This is a genomic window from Ferrimonas pelagia (genome assembly GCF_039543565.1).
GTDB classification, from domain to species: Bacteria; Pseudomonadota; Gammaproteobacteria; order Enterobacterales; family Shewanellaceae; genus Ferrimonas; species Ferrimonas pelagia.
Map to the genome: position 1 here is coordinate 32602 of NZ_BAABJZ010000009.1, position 22020 is coordinate 54621.

Annotated in this window: 21 protein-coding genes and 1 riboswitch; of the genes, 14 read left to right on the forward strand and 7 right to left on the reverse strand. The window is 56.7% G+C overall.

Going from position 1 to position 22020, the window contains the following annotated elements:
* Positions 1–167 precede the first annotated feature (167 nt).
* Positions 168–1721: an AbgT family transporter gene (locus ABEA08_RS04320; RefSeq protein WP_345333652.1), complete on the reverse strand. Its 1554-nt coding sequence runs from the start codon at positions 1719–1721 to the stop codon at positions 168–170.
* Between the two features lie 392 nt (positions 1722–2113).
* On the opposite strand from ABEA08_RS04320, the gene ABEA08_RS04325 reads away from it, so the two are divergent.
* The 11 genes from ABEA08_RS04325 (at position 2114) to ABEA08_RS04375 (ending at position 12118) form a co-directional block, all read left to right on the forward strand.
* Complete coding sequence (locus tag ABEA08_RS04325) at positions 2114–2557, forward strand: Hsp20 family protein (protein ID WP_345333654.1); 444 nt, start codon at positions 2114–2116, stop codon at positions 2555–2557.
* A 234-nt stretch (positions 2558–2791) separates the two neighbouring features.
* The gene (gene rpiA, locus ABEA08_RS04330; RefSeq protein ID WP_345333656.1) at positions 2792–3451 is read left to right on the forward strand and encodes a ribose-5-phosphate isomerase RpiA; all 660 of its coding nucleotides are present in this window, start codon (positions 2792–2794) and stop codon (positions 3449–3451) included.
* Between the two features lie 127 nt (positions 3452–3578).
* Positions 3579–4115, forward strand: coding sequence for a glutathione peroxidase (locus tag ABEA08_RS04335; RefSeq protein ID WP_425557324.1), 537 nt, complete (start codon positions 3579–3581; stop codon positions 4113–4115).
* Between the two features lie 128 nt (positions 4116–4243).
* Complete coding sequence (locus tag ABEA08_RS04340) at positions 4244–5683, forward strand: coniferyl aldehyde dehydrogenase (protein ID WP_345333658.1); 1440 nt, start codon at positions 4244–4246, stop codon at positions 5681–5683.
* A gap of 14 nt (positions 5684–5697) precedes the next feature.
* Positions 5698–6348, forward strand: coding sequence for a TetR/AcrR family transcriptional regulator (locus tag ABEA08_RS04345; protein ID WP_345333660.1), 651 nt, complete (start codon positions 5698–5700; stop codon positions 6346–6348).
* A gap of 95 nt (positions 6349–6443) precedes the next feature.
* The gene (locus tag ABEA08_RS04350; RefSeq protein ID WP_345333662.1) at positions 6444–6872 is read left to right on the forward strand and encodes a curli production assembly/transport protein CsgE; all 429 of its coding nucleotides are present in this window, start codon (positions 6444–6446) and stop codon (positions 6870–6872) included.
* 28 nt (positions 6873–6900) lie between these two features.
* On the forward strand, positions 6901–7305 hold the full coding sequence (locus tag ABEA08_RS04355) for a curli assembly protein CsgF (RefSeq protein ID WP_345333664.1): 405 nt from the start codon (positions 6901–6903) through the stop codon (positions 7303–7305).
* 1 nt (position 7306) lies between these two features.
* Positions 7307–8068 carry a CsgG/HfaB family protein gene (locus ABEA08_RS04360; protein ID WP_345333666.1) on the forward strand — a complete coding sequence of 254 codons (762 nt, stop codon included), beginning with the start codon at positions 7307–7309 and terminating at the stop codon, positions 8066–8068.
* 285 nt (positions 8069–8353) lie between these two features.
* Entirely contained in the window at positions 8354–8917 is a 564-nt protein-coding gene (locus ABEA08_RS04365) for a hypothetical protein (protein WP_345333668.1), read from the forward strand.
* Between the two features lie 117 nt (positions 8918–9034).
* Complete coding sequence (locus ABEA08_RS04370) at positions 9035–10369, forward strand: hypothetical protein (protein ID WP_345333670.1); 1335 nt, start codon at positions 9035–9037, stop codon at positions 10367–10369.
* Positions 10370–10435: 66 nt separating this feature from the next.
* A complete protein-coding gene (locus ABEA08_RS04375) occupies positions 10436–12118 on the forward strand; it encodes a beta strand repeat-containing protein (RefSeq protein WP_345333672.1) in 1683 nt (560 codons plus the stop codon).
* Between the two features lie 76 nt (positions 12119–12194).
* Here the strand turns inward: ABEA08_RS04375 and ABEA08_RS04380 are convergent, their stop codons facing one another.
* A complete protein-coding gene (locus ABEA08_RS04380; RefSeq protein ID WP_345333675.1) occupies positions 12195–12833 on the reverse strand; it encodes a response regulator transcription factor in 639 nt (212 codons plus the stop codon).
* Positions 12834–13288: 455 nt separating this feature from the next.
* Between ABEA08_RS04380 and serA the strand changes: the two genes are divergently transcribed.
* Complete coding sequence (gene serA, locus ABEA08_RS04385) at positions 13289–14521, forward strand: phosphoglycerate dehydrogenase (protein ID WP_345333677.1); 1233 nt, start codon at positions 13289–13291, stop codon at positions 14519–14521.
* An 82-nt stretch (positions 14522–14603) separates the two neighbouring features.
* Here the strand turns inward: serA and ompW are convergent, their stop codons facing one another.
* Positions 14604–15263: an outer membrane protein OmpW gene (gene ompW, locus ABEA08_RS04390; protein ID WP_345333679.1), complete on the reverse strand. Its 660-nt coding sequence runs from the start codon at positions 15261–15263 to the stop codon at positions 14604–14606.
* 258 nt (positions 15264–15521) lie between these two features.
* On the opposite strand from ompW, the gene ABEA08_RS04395 reads away from it, so the two are divergent.
* On the forward strand, positions 15522–16415 hold the full coding sequence (locus ABEA08_RS04395) for an aldo/keto reductase (protein WP_345333681.1): 894 nt from the start codon (positions 15522–15524) through the stop codon (positions 16413–16415).
* A 135-nt stretch (positions 16416–16550) separates the two neighbouring features.
* Here ABEA08_RS04395 and ABEA08_RS04400 read toward each other — a convergent pair whose 3' ends face one another.
* The 4 genes from ABEA08_RS04400 to ABEA08_RS04415 form a co-directional block, all read right to left on the reverse strand.
* On the reverse strand, positions 16551–16940 hold the full coding sequence (locus ABEA08_RS04400; protein ID WP_345333683.1) for a YbaY family lipoprotein: 390 nt from the start codon (positions 16938–16940) through the stop codon (positions 16551–16553).
* A gap of 70 nt (positions 16941–17010) precedes the next feature.
* Entirely contained in the window at positions 17011–18372 is a 1362-nt protein-coding gene (locus ABEA08_RS04405; protein ID WP_345333685.1) for an alanine/glycine:cation symporter family protein, read from the reverse strand.
* A gap of 152 nt (positions 18373–18524) precedes the next feature.
* Positions 18525–18631: riboswitch (glycine riboswitch) on the reverse strand.
* A gap of 359 nt (positions 18632–18990) precedes the next feature.
* A complete protein-coding gene (tesB, locus tag ABEA08_RS04410) occupies positions 18991–19851 on the reverse strand; it encodes an acyl-CoA thioesterase II (RefSeq protein WP_345333687.1) in 861 nt (286 codons plus the stop codon).
* A gap of 69 nt (positions 19852–19920) precedes the next feature.
* Positions 19921–20826: an SDR family NAD(P)-dependent oxidoreductase gene (locus ABEA08_RS04415; RefSeq protein WP_345333689.1), complete on the reverse strand. Its 906-nt coding sequence runs from the start codon at positions 20824–20826 to the stop codon at positions 19921–19923.
* Between the two features lie 224 nt (positions 20827–21050).
* Here ABEA08_RS04415 and ABEA08_RS04420 point away from each other — a divergent pair, with 224 nt between their 5' ends.
* Positions 21051–21938 carry a 1,4-dihydroxy-2-naphthoate polyprenyltransferase gene (locus ABEA08_RS04420; protein WP_425557326.1) on the forward strand — a complete coding sequence of 296 codons (888 nt, stop codon included), beginning with the start codon at positions 21051–21053 and terminating at the stop codon, positions 21936–21938.
* The last annotated feature ends 82 nt before the right edge of the window (positions 21939–22020 follow it).

A 22020-nucleotide genomic window follows, 5' to 3' on the forward strand; every position in this document is an offset into this window, starting at 1 on the left:
CCTGCCCATGTCGCCGATCACGATTGCCTGGTTCGGCAGCCCGTTGCATACGTTTTTCGATGAATACGTATGCAGCACAGTGAAACAATCACGATCCTTTGACTGTTAACGACCAACGCCGCTCTCGGAGCGGCGTTGGTCAAACACAATCGGCATGGAAGACGGACTTAGAAGCCCAGCGGAATGCCAAAGCTGAAAAAGCCGATCAGCAGCAGCGACCAGGCCATCAGGAAGGCGGCCGAGTAAGGTGCCATCATGATGATCATCTCGCCGATGGTGAAGTCCGGCTTATATTTGCGCATAAAGGCCAAGATCACCCCGGCATACCCCATCATTGGCGTAATGATATTGGTGCATGAATCCGCCACCCGATAGGCCGCAGCAACCATGTCCGGTGTCATATCAGGATTCACCTGATACAGCATGGGGATGAAGATGGGGCCCAGCAGCATCCACTTGGACACCAAGCCGCCGACAAACAGGTTGATCAGCGCCGTAACCACCACAAAGCCGATGATCAGCGCCACCGGGAACGACTCGAGCCCCAACCCGCCCAAGAAGGTCGCACCCAGGTAGGTGATGTAGGTGCCCAGCTCAGAATGCTTGAGCAAGCCCAAAAAGTTGTAGCAGAAGAAGGTCAGCACCATGATGTAGCCTAGGCTGTTCATCTGCTTCACCATCGCCTGCACCACATCCGCCAGCTGAGTAAATTTGCCGGTACGGTAGCCAAAGGCCAGACCCACCATGGCAAACATTATGGCGATCAAGATAATGACATTATCTAGGTAGGGAGTGACCGTACGCCCGGCCTCATTGGTGTAGGGCGCCAGTGGGCCAGTCGCCAGAGCAAACAACAAACCCAGACTGACGAGAAAGGCGATCCCCGCCGCCTTCAGTCCCTGTCGCTCGACCGGCTTGAGCTGGAAGTCGGACAGATCGATCTCTTCCGGCAACTGATACTCCATCTTCTCCAGCCGCGGCTGAACAAAACGCCGGGTCACCCAACCGCCCACCACAACCAACATAAAGGTTGAGGCCAGAATGAAGTAGTAGTGCATGGTCGCGGGCGTTAACGCCTGCCCGGTGCTGCTCTCAAATGGCACGCCTTGCGCCTCGGCGAACGCCTGCGCATTGACCCCGATGATCACATCCACCGGCGTGGCGGGCAGCAGGTTGGCGCTGAATCCGGCCGAGACACCGGCAAACGCCGCCGCCATGCCGATCAGCGGATTCTTGCCCAGTCCGGCATAAAGCAGGCCCGCCAGGGGGATCAACACCAGATAGCCGGCGTCCGTCGCCATCGAGCTCATGATCCCTAAGAAGATCACCGCCGGCGCCATCATTCGCTCGCTCAGACGACTGCCCAGTCCCTTGATCACCGCCGTCAAGAAACCGGAATGTTCGGCGATCCCCACCCCCAGCATGACCACCAGGATCACGCCCAGCACGCCATTGCCATAGCCCAGCCAGTTGGCCAGAATGGCGTTATCAAACATCCAGCGAACGTTTTCCGCCGCCAGCATGTTGTTGATGGAATACTCGACCATGCCGCCATCTTTACCGAGCGTCTCAAAGGTGTGGCCGCCGATCAGGCCAGTGAGCACCATGGCGAAGGCCAACAGGAAAATAAAGATGATGACGGGATCGGGGATCTTCTTACCGATCGCTTCGATGCGATCCACCAGCGTCGACGGGGTTCGTTGGGTCTCACTGAGACTCATGAGCAAATTCCTTTTTTATCGTTATCGTTGGGCCACACAAGCTAACAGCACGGCTTAACACTGTAAATTACACAACCACTTGCGATCGGCACATCGACCGACGATGACACTGCCATAAACCGTTACAGCCATGCCGACGCGCTGTGCAACCACCTAATATTCAAAGAAATAGCTCCTTTAAAAGCCAAGCCATACACGATCCCCCCCCCGGCGCGGCGCGCGCTATTTTTGAAATAATGCACATTTTTCCGCTGCCCCCCTTTAAAACCGAGAGACGGGATCCCACATCCTTGTTGCGGGGGCCTGAATAGGATCCGCACATCAAACCCAGCCGGTGCTCACGATGAGGCCGGTGAATAAAACCTTTAGTTGCTCAATCGAGGACACACATTATGCGTACGTTAGATCTCACCCCACTGTACCGCTCCGCCATCGGTTTCGACCGCTTCGCCCAACTGATGGACGAAGCCAATCGCAATGAACAGCAAGGCTTTCCGCCCTACAACATCGAGTTGATGGAAGAAAACCAGTATCGCATCACCATGGCCGTGGCCGGGTTTGCCGAGGCCGACATCGATATCGAGGTAGAAGGCGACACCCTGCGGATCGAAGGCCGGGTTGAGCGCTCCGAGCAAAAACGCCAGTTCCTGCATCAAGGCATTGCCGAGCGCAGCTTTAAACGCCGCTTCCGCCTGGCGGATCACGTCAAGGTGCACAGCGCCGACTTGACCAATGGCTTACTGAGCATCGATCTCATCCGTGAGATCCCCGAAACGCTCAAGCCACGCAAGATCCAGATCGGCGGCGCTCAGGTGCTGCAAGCCAAGGCCAGCTGATCCATTAAGGCGCGCCCTGACACCCGGCGCGCCCTGACACCCGGCGCGCCTCAAACCGCCAACCGGAGATCCCTGCTTCGGTTGGCTCACGCAGCGCATGATGCCCCCGCAAACCGTACCACTTGCCCCTTTTTCTCCCTCCCTATTGTTATCCCCCAATAAATTAAAGATTTGCCGCGACAGGGGCGATCCCGATCACTATAATCGGCGCCAAAACTCCCTGGAGGATCTCCCATGTCTCAAGATCAGTTGAAAAAAGCCGCCGGTTGGGCCGCACTGGAGCACGTTGAAAAAAATACCATTGTCGGCGTTGGCACCGGCAGTACCGTCAACCACTTTATCGACGCGCTGGGCACCATCGCTGATCAGATCAAAGGGGCGGTTTCCAGCTCAGAGGCCTCCACCGAACGGCTCAAAGCCCTGGGCATTGAAGTCTTCGACATGAACAGCGTGACCGAGCTGTCGGTGTACGTCGATGGCGCGGATGAGATCAACCATCAGATGGAGATGATCAAAGGCGGCGGCGCCGCCCTGACCCGCGAGAAGATCGTCGCCTCCATCGCCAAAACCTTCGTCTGCATCGCCGATGGCAGCAAGTTGGTCGACGTCATGGGCACCTTTCCGCTGCCGGTTGAGGTTATTCCAATGGCCCGCGCCGCTGTGGCCCGGGAGATCGTCAAGCTGGGCGGCGATCCTATCTACCGCGAAGGCTGCATCACCGACAACGGCTGCCAGATCCTCGACGTGCATAACCTGAAGATCACCGAGGCGAAGGCCCTAGAGCAGGCCCTCAATAACATCCCAGGCGTTGTCACCAACGGCCTATTTGCCCAACGCGGCGCCGATGTCCTGATCCTCGGTAAGCCCGACGGCGTCGAGACCCTGACGCTGTAACGGTATGGCGGTCAAAGTCGCCGCCCTCCCCCACAAGCCCAATTGGGTGGCATACTTAACAAGGCGAAGTGAACCAACACTTCGCCTTGTTCGTAATGGAACTAGCCCTTAACGCACGGAGCCTCTTATGACACGTATGCAATGGTTGGCGACCAGCCTGATCTTTGCCAGCACCACCACCCTCGCGGCTTGCCCGGACTGGCTCGACACCGAAAAACGCCGACTGCACAGCAAGGAGCAGGTCGATCTCTGTGCCCTTACCGACGGCAAACCCGTCCTTATCGTCAATACCGCCAGCCATTGCGGCTTCACCGACCAGTTCAAACAGCTAGAGGCGCTGCACCAATCCTATGGTGACAAAGGCCTGGTGGTGCTGGGCTTTCCCTCTGACGACTTTTTCCAGGAATCCGACGACGAGGCGGAAACCGCCGACGTCTGCTACGTCAATTACGGCGTCACCTTCACCATGCTCAGTACCACGTCGGTGCGCGGCAGCAAGGCCGATCCCATCTTTGCTGAGCTGGCCCGCCAGGGGGGATCGCCCAAATGGAATTTCTATAAATATCTGGTCGATGCCGACGGCACCCTGGTCGACTACTGGTCGCCTCGCACTCAGCCTGACGACGCCAAAGTCCTCCAGGCCATTGAGCAACTGCTGAAGTAAACTCGACTCAGATCCACACGGCCCTTGTCGGGCCGTTTTTTTTGGCGTAAGTTCTGATTAAAGAGTGACCGACTAATCAGTCGGTTTCAGATCTCCCCGTCAATCACGTGCCGCCTATTGGAGCCATTATGGATCAGAGCCCATCCCCTACCGTCGATCATCACCCTATCGATGACGATCTCCAATCCCTTCTGGAAAGCCAGCGCAAGGCGTTTCAGGCGCACCCTTATCCGACTCTGGAAGAGCGCCAGAACAAACTGGAGCGTCTGCACAAAGGGCTGATCACCCATAAAGACGCACTGGCCAGAGCCCTTAGCGAAGATTTTGGTCACCGCAGCGAATTTGATTCCATTATGGCGGATATCCTTCCCAGCCTGAATCAGCTCAAATACACCAAGAGTAAGCTGAAGAAGTGGCTCAAGCCCACCGCCCGCCATGCTGGCATGATGGTCGCGCCAGCCAAGGTAAAGGTGCACTACCAGCCTCTGGGCGTGGTCGGCATCATCGTCCCCTGGAACTTCCCGGTGTTTATGACCCTCTCGCCGCTGATCACCGTGCTGGCGGCGGGCAACCGAGCGATGATCAAACTGTCAGAATTTACTCCCGCCACCAACGGCGTACTCAAAACTCTGCTGGCCGAACAGTTTGACGATACCGAAGTGGCGGTGATCGAGGGAGAAGCCCAGCGCTCAGCCGCCTTCAGCGCACTGCCGTTTGATCATCTGTTCTTTACCGGCTCTACCACAGTCGGCCGCCATGTGATGCGCGCCGCCGCCGATAATCTGGTGCCGGTGACGCTGGAGTTGGGGGGCAAATCGCCGGTACTGATCGCCGATGACATGGGGATCGACGACGCCATCAAGCGGATCTTCTTTGGCAAAAGCCTTAATGCCGGGCAGATCTGCGTTGCCCCCGACTACATCCTGCTGCCCGAAGGCAAACAAGACGCCTTCATCGACGCCTATCGCCGCTACTTCCAAACGTGCTACCCCGCAGGACTCGCCAGTCAAGACTACACATCGGTGATCAACCCCCGCCAGTATCAGCGCCTGATAGACACCCTGGCCGAGGCCACTGCGGCCGGCGCCCAAGCGCATCCCGTATGCGATCACCCAAGAGACGATGCCAACCACAGATTGGCCCCACACCTGTTGACCGGCGTCACTGACACCATGCGGATCATGCAGGAGGAGATCTTCGGCCCGCTGCTGCCGGTGATCACCTACACCGACATCAACGACGCCATCGCCCAGATCCAGGCCCGCCCACGCCCCTTGGCGTTGTATCTGATGAGCTTCAATGCCGAACTGCAACAGCAAGTGATCCAGCAGACTCATGCCGGCGGTGTGGCCATCAACGAGACCCTGATGCACGTTGCTGCAGACGATGCCCCCTTTGGCGGGATCGGTCCTTCCGGTATGGGCCATTACCATGGCTTTGAAGGCTTCCAAACCTTCTCCAAAGCCAAGACCGTGCTTACTCAGGGCCGATTCGCCAGCGGGGCGTTGGCCCATCCCCCCTATAACCGCTTTATCCATAAAATGATGCTCAAGCTGCTGGTACGCTAGGTCGGACACCAGCCATGACAAGTCAGACAATGACAGCAGATCCTGGGCTCGGAAAAAACCGGCCCAGCAAGAAGCAGCAGATCCTGGATGCGGCGCTGAACCTCTTTGTCCAGCAGGGGATCGAGGCGACCGCCACCGCGCAGATCGCCAAGCGCGCCGGCGTCGCCACCGGCACCCTGTTTCATCACTTCGCCAGTAAAGAGGCGTTGATCCAGGCGCTCTACTGGCAGATCAAGCAGCAACTGGCCGACGCCGCGTTGGCGGCTGAGCCGAGCAAGGAAGAGGACGATCTCAAGCGCCAGGCACGACACTACTGGGACTGCGCACTGGGGTGGGCACTGGCCCACCCCGATGCACTCAAATTCATCGGCCAGCTCTACCACAGTCCAGCCCGGGATGAGCACCTGGAGCAGCAAGCGATGACGCAGCTCTTGCACTTTGTGCCAAGGATGCTTGAGCAAGGCAGTGCCCTAGGCTTGCTGCGATCTGCACCGATGGATCTCACCTTGGCCCTCTGCCACAGCCATTTTCTCGCCAGCGCGCATTACTTTATCCTTCATCCGCAAAAAGCCACGCAAAGCACTTACCTGGACAGCGCCTTCGAACACCTCTGGAATGGGCTTCTACACTTCCCTCTACATGAAGAACTAGTTCTTTCGCACTAGCGCCCCCTTGGAAACTGTCCATTTGGGGGATAGGCGTTAGATACCGTGCGAAATTACCTTATAACTCCGTCACTTAAACTAACGGCGTGCGAAGTATGCAACCGAGCGTTCGACATCGTCACAGACAACCCAAAGGCTGGATCGGCGCAGCCCGCCTGATCGCCGTTTTGCTGTGCGCCCTGCTTAGCGGCCCGGCTTACAGTGACGACATTGAGCTCGATGGGATCCTAGTCGATCGGACTCTGACCCGTTTCGGTAAAGACTTTATCTACTACTACGCCAGCTATTGGCGTGATCTGCCCGGTACCACCGGCTTTAACGTCACCGTATTCGAAACCGTTTATCCCCAGGCCGGAACCCGGCTGTGGATAGAGGTGAACAACACCAAAGTTTTTGAAACCTATTTCGGCCGCCGCTACAACGACGTCAAAGAACGGGCCGATCAAGCCATGTTGCGCACCATCGACCACGTGGCCCAAGTCAAAGCCAACATCATGCTCGGCACTCAGGAAGAAGTGTGGTAACCCCAACAGTAAGAGAAGGGAGTTCTCTATGTTTACGCCCCGCACCAACAAGTTCATCTTGATGATCAGTGCACTTTGCTGTGCTGGTACCGTCAGCGCATCGCAATTGGTCTACCAACCCATCAACCCAAGCTTTGGTGGAAACCCGTTAAACGGCAGCTTTTTATTGGGTAAAGCTCAGGCACAAAACGACCACGAAGCGGAGCGCACCGAAACCAGCTTTGTCGAACGCTTTCAGGATTCACTGGAACGGAACCTGCTTTACAGCCTTACTCGGCAGATCTCCAATGGCGATTTTGCCGCTGGCCTCTACAACACCGGCGATTTCATCGTTGAAGTGTTTGATGACGACCCACTGAACATCGTGGTGCACATCACCGATATCGCCACCGGCGAAGTCACCATCATCACCATGCCAAGGCTGGAGGGGTAAGATGAGGTCGCTGTTTACACTGTTTTTGATCGTCTCACTAGCCGGTTGCGGCATGATCCCCAAACCACAGTTTGGCCGGGATGCGGAGATCGACCCCCTAACCGAGCTGATGGAAGAGTTTCATGAGCAATCCAAACCCGCCTTCCCCATTCCCGTGGCGGTCTACGCCTTTCGCGATCAGACCGGACAATACAAGCCCCAGGCCAACGTCAGCTCCTTCTCCACCGCCGTCACGCAGGGCGCGACCGCCATGCTGACCCAAACCCTGATGGACACGGGCTGGTTTACTCCGGTGGAGCGGGAAGGCCTGCAAAACCTGCTGACCGAGCGAAAAATCAATCGCCAGGGCAAGGGCAAAGACGCCGAGGCGCTGCCGACCCTGACCGACGCCCGGCTGCTGTTTGAGGGCGGCATCGTCGCCTACGACACCGACGTGTCCACCGGTGGTATTGGCCTGGAATACTATGGCATTGGGGCGTCGGAGCTGTATCGCAAAGATCAGATCACCCTCTATCTGCGCGCCGTAGACGTCCATACAGGCAAGATCCTGCTGTCAGTGTCGGCCACCAAGCACATCTTCTCGCAAGAACTGCGCGCCGGATTTTTCCGTTACTTAAGCCTGAACCGTCTGGCAGAGGCTGAAATGGGCTACACCACCAATGAGCCGGTTCAGCTGTGCGTCAAACAAGCGTTGGAAACCGCCGTGATAGAGATCATCAATCGCGGCGTCGACAAGGGCTTCTGGACCGCCGCAGACAGCTAAACCCCCGGTTTTTCCAAAGCGTCACATACAAAGTACAACGCAAACGCAGCCCATCGGCTGCGTTTTTGTTTTATGTTGCCGTCAATGTATCGGACTAGCCCATAAAGCCAGGCGCTACCCCAAAAGAACTAGCCCCACCTCCCCCGCCCACTCCCTATTTGAATGCAGCTCAACCATTTCAACGACTTAGCGTTTTTAAAGCCTTTTCAAAACCCCTCAGAGAGGCGATATGGCCCCCGCCGCGCCTCCGCCAACATAGGGGCAACTCAAGGACGAGAGCCACTGATGAAACGGATTGTCGCCACGTCGGCCCTGCTGCTGAGCTCCTACGCAGCCTCTGCTGACCCACACACATTGCTATTGCAGAACCTGCTTGAACGCACCGGGCTGCCCGCGCTGCTGGAAGCGGAAGGCAATGCCGTGGCACTGGCGCAATCCGGACAGGGACACCTCGCCCAGCTGAATCAAAGCGAAGGCACACAAAATCGCATTGCCCTTGCGCAAGAGGGCAGCGTCCAAACCGCACAGATCAGCCAACAAGGCGATGCCAATACCGTTCATCTGGTGCAGGGCATGTCGCCCCACAGCAGCCAAAACCACGCCACCATCAGCCAAAGCGGCAGTGACAACCGCGTCCTGGCCACCCAGCTCGGTGGCAACAACGTATTGAGCATTGACCAACACGGGACCGGCAATGAAGCCCACATCCTGCAACCGGGCTACGGCAGCGATGTCCAAATCATCCAGAACGGCAGTTACAACCACACCGATGTCGTCAGCTTCGGCCAAACCCCCATCTCCATTGAACAGATAGGGGATCACATGCAGTCCTGGACCATGCGCTTTTAGTAAGAGAAACGATTCAAATTGTGTTGCAAGCCCAGCGTTTGCGGCACAGACAACCACCGCCGGTCATATTGCCGGTAAAACTCGGCCAGCTACTGCGGCCACTATGGAGAGAGAATGATGAAAAAGGAAATCAAACTGTCACTGGTCGCCGCCGCTCTGATGAGCACCGGCTTTGGTGTTCAAGCTGCAGAGATCGTTGCCAATTCAACCGGTGACAACAACGTCGTGAAGGCCACTCAAACGGCCCCGGCATCGAATGGCACCACCATGAACATTGAAGTGGTTGCCAATGGTGCCGAAGTCACCGCAACGCAAACCACGACCAGCGGCATCAACACCATGGACATCGATGTCCTGCGTCCACTCATGAATGGTGAGCCACAAGACAACCACCCTGGCGATCACACTGTCAACGCGACCCAAACCGGTGGCGACAACGGCCTGACCATCAGTGCATCCGGCAACCACAGCCTCATCAATGCCGAACAGGATGGTCTCGACAACACCGCGTTTATCTACAACGACCGTGGCAACGCCTACAAGGTAGGCGCCAACCACAACAACGTTGATTTGAGTCAAGTCGGCGATAATAACTACGCCAGCATCGACAACGACGGCTCCGACAACCTTGGCGATCCCGACAGCGACACCCTTGTGGGCTTGGGCATCAACCAGCTGGGTAACGACAACTACGCCACCATCACCAACGGAGGCTGGAACGAGCACAACACCCTGACCATCGACCAAAGCGGCGATTTCCATAAAGCAGAGATCGACAACCGTTTCAACGAGTCCAATAACACGTTATCTATCTCCCAGCGAGGCGGTAGCGCGGAATCCCAGTGGGGCAACGAAGCCACCATCATCAATGGCCGAGGTTACGACTGCTGCGGTATCACCTACGATGCCAGCAACAACACCATCAGTATCGATCAGACCGGCGATAACTTTGCCAGCGTGACCAATGAGCATGCCGGTGGCAATACCATCCTGGTCACCCAAGACGGTATGAACAGCGCGAATGTCGTCACCGATACCCTGAGCAGCAGTCACGTCACCGTTGATCAAAAGGTTGGCGGCGAAGGCGATGCCATGAACACCATCGACCTGTTGGTTGGCGGCGACGGTCTGAGCATGGCAAGCCTGATGCAAGATGGCAGCGGTAACCAGATCGGCGGTTCCGATGCCCGTGCGACCGCCTATGACGGTGATTTCGCTGGTGGTGACTTTGTACTTAACGCAGACAACAGTGACTTTGATGCGGCTCAATATGGCGACGACAACGTGATTGTCGGCTCAGTCAATGGCAGCGGTCATAACATCGACATCACTCAGGACAGCACCCTCGCCGCAGAAGGCAACTTTGCCTACTTCAATATTAGTGGCACTGGCCATACCGCCAACATCAGCCAAACCGGCTCGGCCAACCAAGCCTTCATCACACAGCAGTAATGACAACAAGGCCTCTGACGATGGACGCCAGAGGCCTGATTTGGTGCATGTAAAAAGGATTGAACAATGAAACCCAATTTTCGCTACTCCGCCCTAGCCCTGGCTCTGAGCATGACCGGCTTTAGCGCTGTCGCTGGCAACTCAGCCACAGTAAATGACCAAGGTACCGGCAACACCCTGACCATCAACCAAACCGGTAACAATACTGCCGAGATCCTGGCCCACGCCGACAGCTCAGGCAACACCATCACCTATAACCAAGATGGTGATATGAACCAAGTGGTGGCTGAGATCTATCAAGGTGACAATAACGACGTTCTGGTGGATCAGACCGGCGATGAAAACGTTGTTGAACTGGAAGTGACCGACGCCAGCGACGTCGGCAACTCTGTGGTATTAACCCAGGTTGGCGAGGAAGGTGCGACCGCAGCAGCGCAAGACAACCAGCAGATGGTCGTCGATGTCGATGGCGCCAATAACGTCATCAATGCACTGCAACAAGCCGGCGATGGCACCAATGACGGCGGCAGCCGCAATGGCGCTGGCATCGTTGGTAACCGTCTCTCCATCACCGTCGATGGCGACGGTAGCACGGTGGCCGATGTCAAACAGAGCGGTGACGGTAACAACCTGCTCATTGACAGCGAAGGGGATGATAATGCCATTGCAGCCGATCAGATCGGCGACAACAACGTGGCTGAAATTCAAAACAACGGCGGCCGGCGCTCTCAGGCTGACGACAACCACGTTGCAGTGATGCAAACCGGCAACGACAACTACGCCCGCATCACTAACGACGACGGAAGTGATGATAATGGCGATACCAGTACCCGCACAGGCGGCTTTACCATCACGCAAAACGGCGACCACAACTTCGCCAGCATCGACAATGGCGCGCTGGCTGAAGAAAACAACATCAGCATCCTGCAGAGCAATGGGATGGGCAACAGTGCCGTGGTGAATAATGGCTGGGGCGGCGACGCCAACACCATTGACGTCAAGCAGCTGGACGGCAGCTCAAACCAAGCGACAGTGAACAACACTGGCAGCAGTGGCGATCGCAACAGCTTCACCATTTTGCAAAAAAATGGCGATGGCAACATCGCCCGCATCGCCAACAACGGTGGCGATGACAACAAGGACGTCGGCTTTGCCATCACCCAGGACGGGGCAAGCAACCAAGCTTACCTGACACAGGAAGATGGCACCGACTTTAACGACGTTTCTGCTTACCAGCAGGGTGACAGCAACCAGGCCACCATCAACCTGGATGGCCAAAAACCCGCTTGGTACAACGACAATACCTACGTTGACTTCTCTGTATCCCAGATGGGGAACGGCAACATCGCCACCGTCGATGGCAATGGTGTCAACAACACGACGGTCATGGTCGATCAGTACGACAACGACAATAAAGCCAACTTGGTGCTCAATGGCGTGACCAACAGCACCATCACCACTGAGCAGAAAGGTGCAGCCGATGCCGATCAGGGCATGAACAGCATCGATCTCTTGGTCAGTGGCGACAATGCCTACGCCATGCTGACGCAAACCGGTTTCGATAACACCATCGGCGGAGAGTTGGATGGCTCCGGCGCGTTTGAGATGAATGGCAATGACTTGAGCCTGACTGTGACGCAAACCGGTGACATGAACGCCGTCGCCGGTTCACAGTCTGGCACCGGTTTTTCGGCCACCGTCACACAGTTGGGCAATGGCAACCTGACCACCATCAATCAGGGCATGTAATACCCGGATAAATGGCCACAAAAAAGGGCGTCGCTTTTGCGACGCCCTTTCTGTTTGTCTCATAGCCGTTTTATGGTTAGGCCGTCATCCCCAGCTTGCCAATCATCTCCACCCGATTACGGGTCTCGGTTTTGCGAAATATCGAGGCCAGGTGTGCTTTGACGGTGTACTCACTGATAAACAGCCGAGCGGCGATCTCCTTGTTGCGCGCCCCTTCGGCGACCAAGCGGGCCACACTCTGCTCCCGACTGGTGAGACGTTCCGTACTGGCATCCGTTTCCACGCGATGCTGCTGAAACAGCAACTGCTCAATGGTCTGCTCCAAGGTACTACGCGAGTACCATAGCTCGCCCATTAAGATAGCTCGAACGGCAACCAGCATGTTGTCAACCCGGGCGTTGTTAAAGATCAACCCGCGGATCCCGAGCTTCAGGGCATAGACCGGATCCGTCACTTTTTCCGACACATCAATCAGTATCAGGTTACGCATTGGCAACTTCCGCTCCAACCACACCGGGATCCCACGACTGGTCAAGTTTTCGTTGGATACTGAAACCAAGATCAGCACCTTAGGGTCATTGAGCAACACCGATTCAACGTCACAAAAACGACGGTATAACTTCATTTGATAGCCCATCGGGGTGCACAACAGCTGCAGCGGTGACGGCGTATCATCATTGCGCACAAAGCAAAGGGTTTGGAACGGATTACCCATGAGTGGCCTCCACAAAAAACCTTACACTAACAAATTATTAACACAGGCAAGTGCATTTCAGCAAGACGTCTCAATAGACTGTTAATTAACAACAAGCTTCTAAAAGACTAGGGAAGGCAGAGTTTCGATTGGCATTCACCCAACAAAACTGTTAGGTCTGCCTTCACCTTTTGATGGTAACCGTTCACTAGGTGTGAATAGACCCCACTTTCCTAGACACCCTGCGCGGGCCCAACAGCCCCAATATCAAACGCTGGCCTTTGCACAGCTTTGGCAAGGCTTAACCGCACGCTAGTGCCGCAGTCATTGTCGCGTCTCACCGCTTCCTCTAGTGGCATCATTCCCATTGCGAATACAAGGATTTGGCGTTCGAATAGACGCCAGAAATTGTCCCCTTTCTTGGCCCATTATCGGGTATTCTGGGTGGCTCTTTAGGGATCTGAGAACGGAAGTCCATGAACCAATTATCGCTGCATAAAGATAAGATCAACGTCCTGCTGCTGGAAGGGGTTCACCCCCGCGCGCAGGAAGTCTTCACCAACGCGGGCTACCGCAATGTCGAAGTGTTGAATGGCTCGTTGTCCCAGTCCGAACTGAAGGAAAAGATGCGCAATGTGCACTTTGTCGGCATTCGCTCCCGCACCCAACTGACCGCCGAAGTGCTGAGCAGCGCCGAAAAGTTAGCGGCGATCGGCTGCTTCTGTATCGGCACCAATCAGGTCGATCTGGGCACGGCCGAGCTGGCTGGCGTGCCGGTGTTTAATGCCCCATTCTCCAACACGCGCTCCGTGGCTGAGCTGGTGCTGGGCGAGATCCTGTTGCTGCTGCGCGGCATTCCCGAGAAGAATGCGCTGGCCCACCGCGGCGTCTGGAAGAAATCCGCCGCGGCCAGCTTTGAAGCCCGCGGTAAGGTACTGGGCATCGTCGGCTACGGCCACATCGGCACCCAATTGGGCGTGCTCGCCGAAGGGCTGGGGATGCGCGTGAAGTTCTACGACATCGAAAACAAGCTGCCGCTGGGCAATGCCGAGCAGGTGTCGACCCTGGATGCGTTGCTGGGCCAATCCGACGTCATCAGCCTGCATGTGCCGGAAACCGACGCTACCAAGAACATGCTGTCCGGACCACAGCTGTCTGCCATGCGCGACGGCAGCATCCTGATCAACGCCTCGCGCGGCACCGTGGTCGATATCGACGCCTTATGTCAGGTGCTGCAAAATGGAAAATTGGCCGGTGCTGCCGTCGATGTTTTCCCCACCGAGCCCAAATCCAACAGTGAGGAGTTCACCAGCCCACTGCGCGAATTCGACAACGTGTTGCTGACTCCGCACGTCGGCGGCTCAACCCAGGAAGCGCAGGAGAACATCGGCCTGGAGGTCGCCTCCAAGTTGGTGAAATACTCCGACAACGGCTCCACCCTGTCGGCGGTCAACTTCCCAGAGGTCTCCCTGCCACTGCATACCCACTGTACCCGCTTGCTGCACGTTCACCGCAACGTGCCCGGCGTGCTGAATCAGATCAACCAAGCGTTCGCCGCCAAGGGGATCAACATCAGCGGTCAGTACCTGCAAACCACGGCTGAGATCGGCTATGTGGTGATGGACGTTGAAACCCACCACGCCGAAGAGGCTTTGATCGAGATGAAGCAGATCGACGGCACCATTCGCGCGCGGATGCTGCACGGCTAAACTTGGATCAGCCGGATCAAAAACGCTCTAAACCTGACGGTTTAGAGCGTTTTTTGCATTGGCCGAACCGACCATCACGCCGTTAGAATTTGTAACCGACGGAGAGCATGTAGACCCAAGGATCGATGTCGGTCTTGATCGTCACAGGAACAGAACCTCCAATACCATTCGGTGTGTAATCGAAATTCACATCGGTGCCGATATCGATATACCAGACTGAAGCGTTGAGCAGCCAAGTGTCATTCAATTGGTAGTCCAAGCCCGCCTGAGCCGCCCAACCAACCGAAGTATCCAGATCCAAATTACTCAGTCGCCCGTCAACATCATTCGTAATTTTTTCATCAAAGAAGATCGTCACGTTCAAACCCGCGCCGATATAGGGACGCAGCTGACTGCCGCTGTCACCAAAATAATATTGCGCCATTAAGGTTGGTGGCAGGTGCTTCACCTTGGCGATTTCAATATCAGCCACGCTAACATCGTGACTGAACGGCGTTGCTGCCAACAATTCAATGCCAATATTGTCGGTCGCCATATAGGTGAAATTCAGGCCCAGTTGCGTGTTATTTCCTACACTAAATTGTCCCAGATCATCGAGATCCGGCGTGACAACATTTTGAGAACTTTCATCCGGCGCAACGGTGGCCGAGCCGGCCCGAACTATGATGTCACCGGCTTGGTGGGCAAGCGCAGGAAGGGCACACGCTGCCAACAGGGCAGCAGACAACAGACGCAGTTTCATTCATCACTCCTTGAGAACAACGTGCCGCTCAATCTGCGGCAGCTAAGAATTGCCCTCACCCTATAGCAAGCCCCGATAGAATATTTGATCGAGGGCAAGTTTCTTGTCAAAGCGTGATCTTTCAACGGGGTTAAATGAGCAAGATCAATCTTTTCGAATGGTTTTCGCTGAGATCGCACAACGCTACCTGCGCCGGATCTCATCATCAGCTCCCGCTCAGATGCGATATCCTTAGGGCTCAACAGGATGGAGAGTTTCATGATTCACGCGGATCTACACGGATTGACCCTATCCCGGTTCATCGCTGGTTACTGGCGCCTGCTTGACTGGCAAATGAGCCCTCAGCAGCGCCTGCGGTTTTTGCAGCAGCATCTTGAGCTGGGGATCAGCAGCTGCGATCACGCCGATATCTATGGCGATTACCAATGTGAGGCTGCGTTTGGTGAAGCCTTGCGGCTCAAACCGGCCCTGAGGCAACAACTTCAGCTGATCAGTAAATGTGGGATCTGCCTGCCCGGCCGCAAAGGCTATGAACTGCCGCACTACAACACCGGCGCGGGTCATATCCTGCACCAAGCCGAGCGTAGCCTGAACAAGCTCAACACCGACTATCTCGATCTGCTGCTGATCCACCGGCCCGATCCCTTAATGGACGCCGATGAGGTTGCACAGGCGCTTGAGCAGTTGCACCGGGATGGTAAGGTCCGTTATTTCGGCGTCTCCAACTTTACCCCGTCGCAGTTCGATCTGCTGCAATCACGCCTATCCCTCCCCCTGATCACCAACCAGATCGAGATCTCGCCGCTGCGCATGGCGCCACTGCACGATGGCACCTTAGATCACCTGCAGCAGCAGCGGATCCGGCCGATGGCCTGGTCCTGTCTCGGTGGCGGTCGCTTGTTCAGTCCTGAGGATCCACAGGCCCGCAGCATCCGCATGGAGTTGCAGCACATCGCCGAAGAGATCGGAGCGGTAGGGATCGATCAGGTGCTGTATGCCTGGCTGCTGGCGCTGCCGAGTCAACCCTTGCCGATCTTGGGCAGCGGCAAGATAGAGCGGCTGCAACAGGCCTTGGGCGCACAGCAACTGGTGTTAACCCGAGAGCAGTGGTTTCGGATCTGGGTCGCGGCCACCGGTCACAACGTTCCCTAGCCCAACCAATACTCGGGCTCTGCCGGTTATTTTTCGGTCTCAGCCTTCAGCCCCGAAGCCACGCCGCATCCGATCGGCACACATAAGAAAAACGGGCGCCCCATGGGACGCCCGTTTCTGTTTGTCTGTAACGCGCTAGCGCGCCGCTTCCACCAATACCGTGGCGGTCAGCGCCCCATTGTTGATCACCGGGAACTGGCGCTGGGTATGCAAAATGGTTTGGCCCTGCACCCGGACCGACGCCCACACCACATAATTGGCGCGCTTATCGATCTGGTCCTTGGGGATCGCGAAAAAGAACGGCACCGGCAATTTACCGACTTCGTAATCTTTCTGATCCAGCACCATGCCCGGCTTATCGGCGTCGATCACCGCCACCATAATGCTGGAATTCGCCGGCAGCAGGGTCGCTTCCTTAAACGTCACCACGCCACTGAGACGAACCACATCCTCTTTCGACTCGTCCACCGTCACACAGGCGGTCAACAATAATGACAATAACGCAGCGGCAAACGCCCTAAACATAGGTTCGATCCTTCATTCTCTTTGCCGCCTGTTATAGCAACTGCCCCGCGCCAGAACAAGTCCGGCCCACTTAGCCCGCGGTCGCAGTCTCACCTTTCCAGTTCAAAGTGGCCAGGTATGCCTTGGTGTCACCGATGATCTCTTTGCGCAGCAGCAACAGCGCGATCAGGTTCGGCACTGCCATCAGGCCATTCACCACATCCGCCAGCAGCCAGATCATATCCAGTTGCAGCAAGCCGCCGACGGCCACCAAGGATACGAAGACCCAACGGTAAGGAGTGCGTCCGCGCTCACCCGCCAAAAACAACACTGCGCGCTCACCGTAATAACACCAACCCAAAATGGTGGTAAAGGCGAAGAACAGCAGGGCAACGGTCACCACCTTTTCACCGATGAAGGCGGACAGACCCGTCGCAAACGCCGAGGAGGTCATGGCCGCGCCAGCAAACTCACTTTGCCAAGCGCCGGTCATCACCAGCGCCAAACCGGTCAGAGTACAGATGATCAGAGTGTCAAACAGCGGACCGGTCATGGATACCAGCCCCTGCTCCACCGGTGATTTGGTCTTGGCCGCAGCGGCAGCCATCGGCGCGCTGCCCAAACCGGCTTCGTTGGAGAACACCCCGCGGGCAATACCCATCTGAATGGCGTACATCACGGTCGCACCGGCAAAACCACCACCGGCGGCGACCGGATTGAAGGCACTTTCGAAGATCAAAGCAAAGGCCGCAGGCACAGCCGACGCGTTCAAACCCACCAAGGTCAGACAGGCCAGGACGTAGCCAATCGCCATGGTCGGTACCAAGGCACTGGCCACCTTGGCGATGCGTTTCACCCCCCCGATGATCACCGCACCGACCAGCAGAGTCAGGATAACCATGGTGGCTTCACGAGGCACAGAGAAGGCGATATTGGCGCCATCAACAATGGCATTGACCTGGGGGAAGGTACCGATCCCAAAGAAGGCCACCATCAGCGCAAACACGGCAAAGATCTTCGCCAGCCACATGTGGCCAGTCCCTTTGGCGATGTAGTACATCGGCCCACCGACCTTCTCGCCACGATCATCGGTTTCCCGATATTTCACCGCCAACATACACTCGGCGTACTTGGTGGCCATGCCAAACAGGCCCGCCATCCACATCCAGAACAGCGCTCCGGGGCCGCCCAGCTTCACCGCCGTCGCCACACCGACGATGTTACCGGTACCGATGGTGGCCGCCAAAGCGGTACACAGAGCCGCAAAGCGACTGACGTCACCCTGTTCATCGTCTTTGCGGAACATCAATTTCAACGCGAGAGGCAGCTTCATAAACTGCATAAAGCCAAGCTGAACAGTAAAGTAGATCCCGGTGCCGACCAGGAGAATAAGGACGGGAGGTCCCCAGACCCAACTGCTTAAGGTATGTAGAATGGATTCGATGGCTTGCATGTCAGTTTTCCTCTTGTGCGACAGCATAAACAGCAAAAGAGGAGAAACCATGATGGACCGGGCGCGAGATGGCGGCGTGCCTTCCCACTGCCCGCAGTAAAGCAGCAGTGCGATCAACAAGTCAAAGCGATGGGATCCATCCTATGGCTTGTCTTAACACCTCTGTCCTTTGTGCCTGAGCGTTTCACCCTTTCCCCTATGGGGAAAAGGGCTTGCGCCTTCGGCGTCCAAATCAATGGAACTCTCCAGAGGCTCGTCCAGTACCAGTCCTCGTCGGTCAAAACCGACACCTGAAAGATTTACTTCTTCGGCGGGCGTGCTGTGCGATCAGCGTGCCACTCTCCTGATACCTTCATCCGAGTTTCCCAAGCTTGCGCCGGGGAGCAGGCACTTTAGCAAACTGAGCCGACGGCGCTAGCGGTTAAGCACGATCCCGATCACACTTGCCCAAAGGACTCAGCGCCGAGATAACTTCGAGCGATGATCCTATCGGCGACAGGCACACCGCTGATGAGGACAAATCGGCCCTAGCAAAAAGGCCACCCAAGTGGTGGCCTCCTCATCAACGGCGTCGCATCAAATACAGCCAACGCTCGCACCGTCTATTCGCTGTAACGGCTATTGGCCACGATAGCGGATCAAGCCTTCCTGCTGGGCACTGGCGACCAAATTTCCTTGCTGATCAAAGAACTGACCCCGCACTAGGCCACGGGCATTGACCGTGGTTGGACAATCGATCTCAAACAGCAGCCAATCATCAAACCGGAACGGACGGTGATACCACATGGCATGATCGATGGTCGCCAACTTCAGCCCCGGCGTAAACGGCGTCAACCCGTGGGGTTTGCACGCCGTCGCAAGGAAATTAAAGTCCGAGGCGTAGGCCATCAGATAACGATGGATCTGCGGATCATCCGGCAGTGGCCCGTTCGCCCGCATCCACACCTGACGCACCGATGAGCGATCCTTGCCGATCTGGGTCGGATCCTCAGCCACCCGGATCTCGATCGCCAGGTTCTCCAAATATTGGCTAACCAGACTCGGCGGCAGCTTGTCGCGCATCAGCTCAACCAGCTCATGCTGGCTCATGTAGTCCATCGGCGGCTGAGTGGTGGGCATGGCCACCTGATGCTCAAAGCCCGACTCCGGGGCTTGAAATGAGGCGGTCATAAAGAAGATGGGCCGGCCATGCTGGATCGCACTGACCCGGCGGGCACTGAAGCTGCCGCCGTCACGTAGGTTTTCCACGTCGTAGATCACCGGCAAAGAGAGATCGCCGGCGCGCAAGAAATAGGAGTGGAACGAATGCACATCACGCTCAGCCGGCACGGTCGCCTGTGCCGCCGACAGGGCCTGTCCCAATACTTGGCCGCCAAACAGGTGGCCAAATCCCAGATCCTGGCTTTCGCCCCGATACAGATCATCATCCAGACGCTCTAAGGCCAAGAGATTGACCAGGCGCTGCAACACTTCAGACATGCGAATGCTTCCCAAAAACCGCGAGATAGGGAGCATACGCTACCTGTGACGGCAGGGAATTTCCAGACTTTAGGCCCGCTGCTTGATTAACCAACGAATGATCATCCCCAAGCGCTCCTTAAAATGCTCGTAGTGACGCACTTTCGGCATGAGTTTAAGCCGCGACCATTCCTGTATAAAACGTTCGGGGCGCTGTTGTGACAACGGCAGGAAGATCCCATCCGTTTCCAGCAATGCCCCCAAGGAGTAATGCCCGCCGCCAGCCACCACCATCTCACCATTGGGCGCCTTACTGGACATCAACCATAAGACGGCGGGCACGATCAGATCCGGCGTCATCTCATCGGCCCCCTCCGGCAGACTCACCTGCCGCGTCAACCGGCTATAACAGGAGGGGCAGATCATATTGATGTGGATCCCATCCTCCTGACTGGTACGCGATAAACTGAGCGCCAGACCAATATTGGCAAGGTTGGCGCAGGTGTAACCGGTCAGGCGTTCATCGCCATACATCGCAGAGATCGATCCCGTCACCAGGATCCGGCCAAACTGCTGCGCCTTCATCTGCGGCCAGACCGCTTGCACCGCCTCTAGGGTGGAGTAATGCACACTCTCCATCTGTATGCGGTACTGCTCCGACGAACTGCCGATCCCATTTTGCGCCAACAAGGTGCCGGCATTGCAGATCAGGCCGTCGATGCGGCCAAAGCGAGCCACCGTATCGGCCACCAGCCAATCCAACTGCTGCCTATCCCGCGCATCCAGACAATGCCCCACCGCCTGATAGCCCATATCCCCGATCAGATCGACGACATCATCGACATAGACTGAATCCTGGCCCTGTCCCTGAATATCACAGCCCAGATCCACCGCAACCACCGTGGCGCCTCGTGAAGCCAATGCCAGACTGTAGGCACGTCCAAGCCCTCGACCGGCACCGGTTACGATCACCACCTTACCTTCGAAATTGAGCATGGTTACCTCCACCAAGATTGTTTAATGCTTGTTACCTTGACGCAAAGAAACAAAAAAATCTGTGACCAAGATGTAAAACACCAATCGTCACCTCATTTAATTTAAAATATCCGACAAAGCAACCTAACGGGAGACCCCATCGGCGAGCCCGTGAACTCCATCCTGCAATGCATCAATGAAACGCAGTACAATAATCCCTTCTTTAGCAACACCTGCACACAGATATGAACATCAAATATTGGGTCATGGCGATCCGCCCCCACACCCTACCCGCTGCGATAGGCCCACTGTTACTGGGCAATATGCTGGCCTACACCCACGGCCATTTCAGCCTGTGGATCGGGGTAAGCTCCATGCTCTGCGCTATCTTGCTGCAGGTGGGGGTCAATCTGGCCAACGACTATTTCGACGCCAAAAACGGCGTTGATACCGACGAACGCTTGGGCCCCACCCGGGTCACCCAGTCTGGCCTGCTCAGCGCCAACGCCGTTCGTAACGCCATGATCGGCTCCCTAACCGCGGCAGTGCTGGTCGGTCTCTACCTGATCTTCGTCGGCGGCTGGCCTGTGCTGGCCATGGCGGTCTTCGCCGTCACCGGAGCCTTGTGCTATTCCGGAGGCCCCTACCCGATGGCCTCCCATGGTCTGGGTGAAGTCGCAGCGTTCATCTTCTTCGGTTTGCTGGCGGTGGTCGGTGTCTACTACATCCAGGTTGGCCACACCACGCTGTCGGCTTGGCTGCTGGCCAGCACCCTAGGCCTGTTCAATGCCGCCATCATGCTGGTCAACAACACCCGCGATATCACCACCGACGCGCAAGCGGGTAAGCACACCCTGGCAGTGCGGATCGGCCAGCACAATGCCCGTCTCCTCTACCGCGCTCTGGTGATGCTGCCGTTTCTGATCCTCACGTTGATGTGGCTGCTGGGTGGCTTGCCCGGCATGGTGGTGCTGCTGGCCGGTTGCGCCTTTCCGATGGCGCGCCTGCTCGCCGGTAAGTTTGCCCAAACCGAAGGCGCGGCCCTCAATCCACTGCTTGGGCGCACCGCCCAGTTGACCCTGCTCTACAGTGTGCTGCTCTCCGCCGGCCTGCCGCTGGCACAGCTGGCCTGATCAAGCGCGCGATCCGACGCGCCAGCGCCGAGCAACGACAAAGGCCCCAATGGGGCCTTTGTTCGCTCTGGCGCACGGAGCA

What these genes read in the sequence shown, in the direction of transcription:
- ABEA08_RS04320 (WP_345333652.1), bottom strand. Translation starts at nt 1,721, where the DNA reads ATGAGTCTCAGTGAGACCCAACGAACCCCGTCGACGCTGGTGGATCGC.
- ABEA08_RS04325 (WP_345333654.1), top strand. Translation starts at nt 2,114, where the DNA reads ATGCGTACGTTAGATCTCACCCCACTGTACCGCTCCGCCATCGGTTTC.
- rpiA (WP_345333656.1), top strand. Translation starts at nt 2,792, where the DNA reads ATGTCTCAAGATCAGTTGAAAAAAGCCGCCGGTTGGGCCGCACTGGAG.
- ABEA08_RS04335 (WP_425557324.1), top strand. Translation starts at nt 3,579, where the DNA reads ATGACACGTATGCAATGGTTGGCGACCAGCCTGATCTTTGCCAGCACC.
- ABEA08_RS04340 (WP_345333658.1), top strand. Translation starts at nt 4,244, where the DNA reads ATGGATCAGAGCCCATCCCCTACCGTCGATCATCACCCTATCGATGAC.
- ABEA08_RS04345 (WP_345333660.1), top strand. Translation starts at nt 5,698, where the DNA reads ATGACAAGTCAGACAATGACAGCAGATCCTGGGCTCGGAAAAAACCGG.
- ABEA08_RS04350 (WP_345333662.1), top strand. Translation starts at nt 6,444, where the DNA reads ATGCAACCGAGCGTTCGACATCGTCACAGACAACCCAAAGGCTGGATC.
- ABEA08_RS04355 (WP_345333664.1), top strand. Translation starts at nt 6,901, where the DNA reads ATGTTTACGCCCCGCACCAACAAGTTCATCTTGATGATCAGTGCACTT.
- ABEA08_RS04360 (WP_345333666.1), top strand. Translation starts at nt 7,307, where the DNA reads ATGAGGTCGCTGTTTACACTGTTTTTGATCGTCTCACTAGCCGGTTGC.
- ABEA08_RS04365 (WP_345333668.1), top strand. Translation starts at nt 8,354, where the DNA reads ATGAAACGGATTGTCGCCACGTCGGCCCTGCTGCTGAGCTCCTACGCA.
- ABEA08_RS04370 (WP_345333670.1), top strand. Translation starts at nt 9,035, where the DNA reads ATGAAAAAGGAAATCAAACTGTCACTGGTCGCCGCCGCTCTGATGAGC.
- ABEA08_RS04375 (WP_345333672.1), top strand. Translation starts at nt 10,436, where the DNA reads ATGAAACCCAATTTTCGCTACTCCGCCCTAGCCCTGGCTCTGAGCATG.
- ABEA08_RS04380 (WP_345333675.1), bottom strand. Translation starts at nt 12,833, where the DNA reads ATGGGTAATCCGTTCCAAACCCTTTGCTTTGTGCGCAATGATGATACG.
- serA (WP_345333677.1), top strand. Translation starts at nt 13,289, where the DNA reads ATGAACCAATTATCGCTGCATAAAGATAAGATCAACGTCCTGCTGCTG.
- ompW (WP_345333679.1), bottom strand. Translation starts at nt 15,263, where the DNA reads ATGAAACTGCGTCTGTTGTCTGCTGCCCTGTTGGCAGCGTGTGCCCTT.
- ABEA08_RS04395 (WP_345333681.1), top strand. Translation starts at nt 15,522, where the DNA reads ATGATTCACGCGGATCTACACGGATTGACCCTATCCCGGTTCATCGCT.
- ABEA08_RS04400 (WP_345333683.1), bottom strand. Translation starts at nt 16,940, where the DNA reads ATGTTTAGGGCGTTTGCCGCTGCGTTATTGTCATTATTGTTGACCGCC.
- ABEA08_RS04405 (WP_345333685.1), bottom strand. Translation starts at nt 18,372, where the DNA reads ATGCAAGCCATCGAATCCATTCTACATACCTTAAGCAGTTGGGTCTGG.
- tesB (WP_345333687.1), bottom strand. Translation starts at nt 19,851, where the DNA reads ATGTCTGAAGTGTTGCAGCGCCTGGTCAATCTCTTGGCCTTAGAGCGT.
- ABEA08_RS04415 (WP_345333689.1), bottom strand. Translation starts at nt 20,826, where the DNA reads ATGCTCAATTTCGAAGGTAAGGTGGTGATCGTAACCGGTGCCGGTCGA.
- ABEA08_RS04420 (WP_425557326.1), top strand. Translation starts at nt 21,051, where the DNA reads ATGAACATCAAATATTGGGTCATGGCGATCCGCCCCCACACCCTACCC.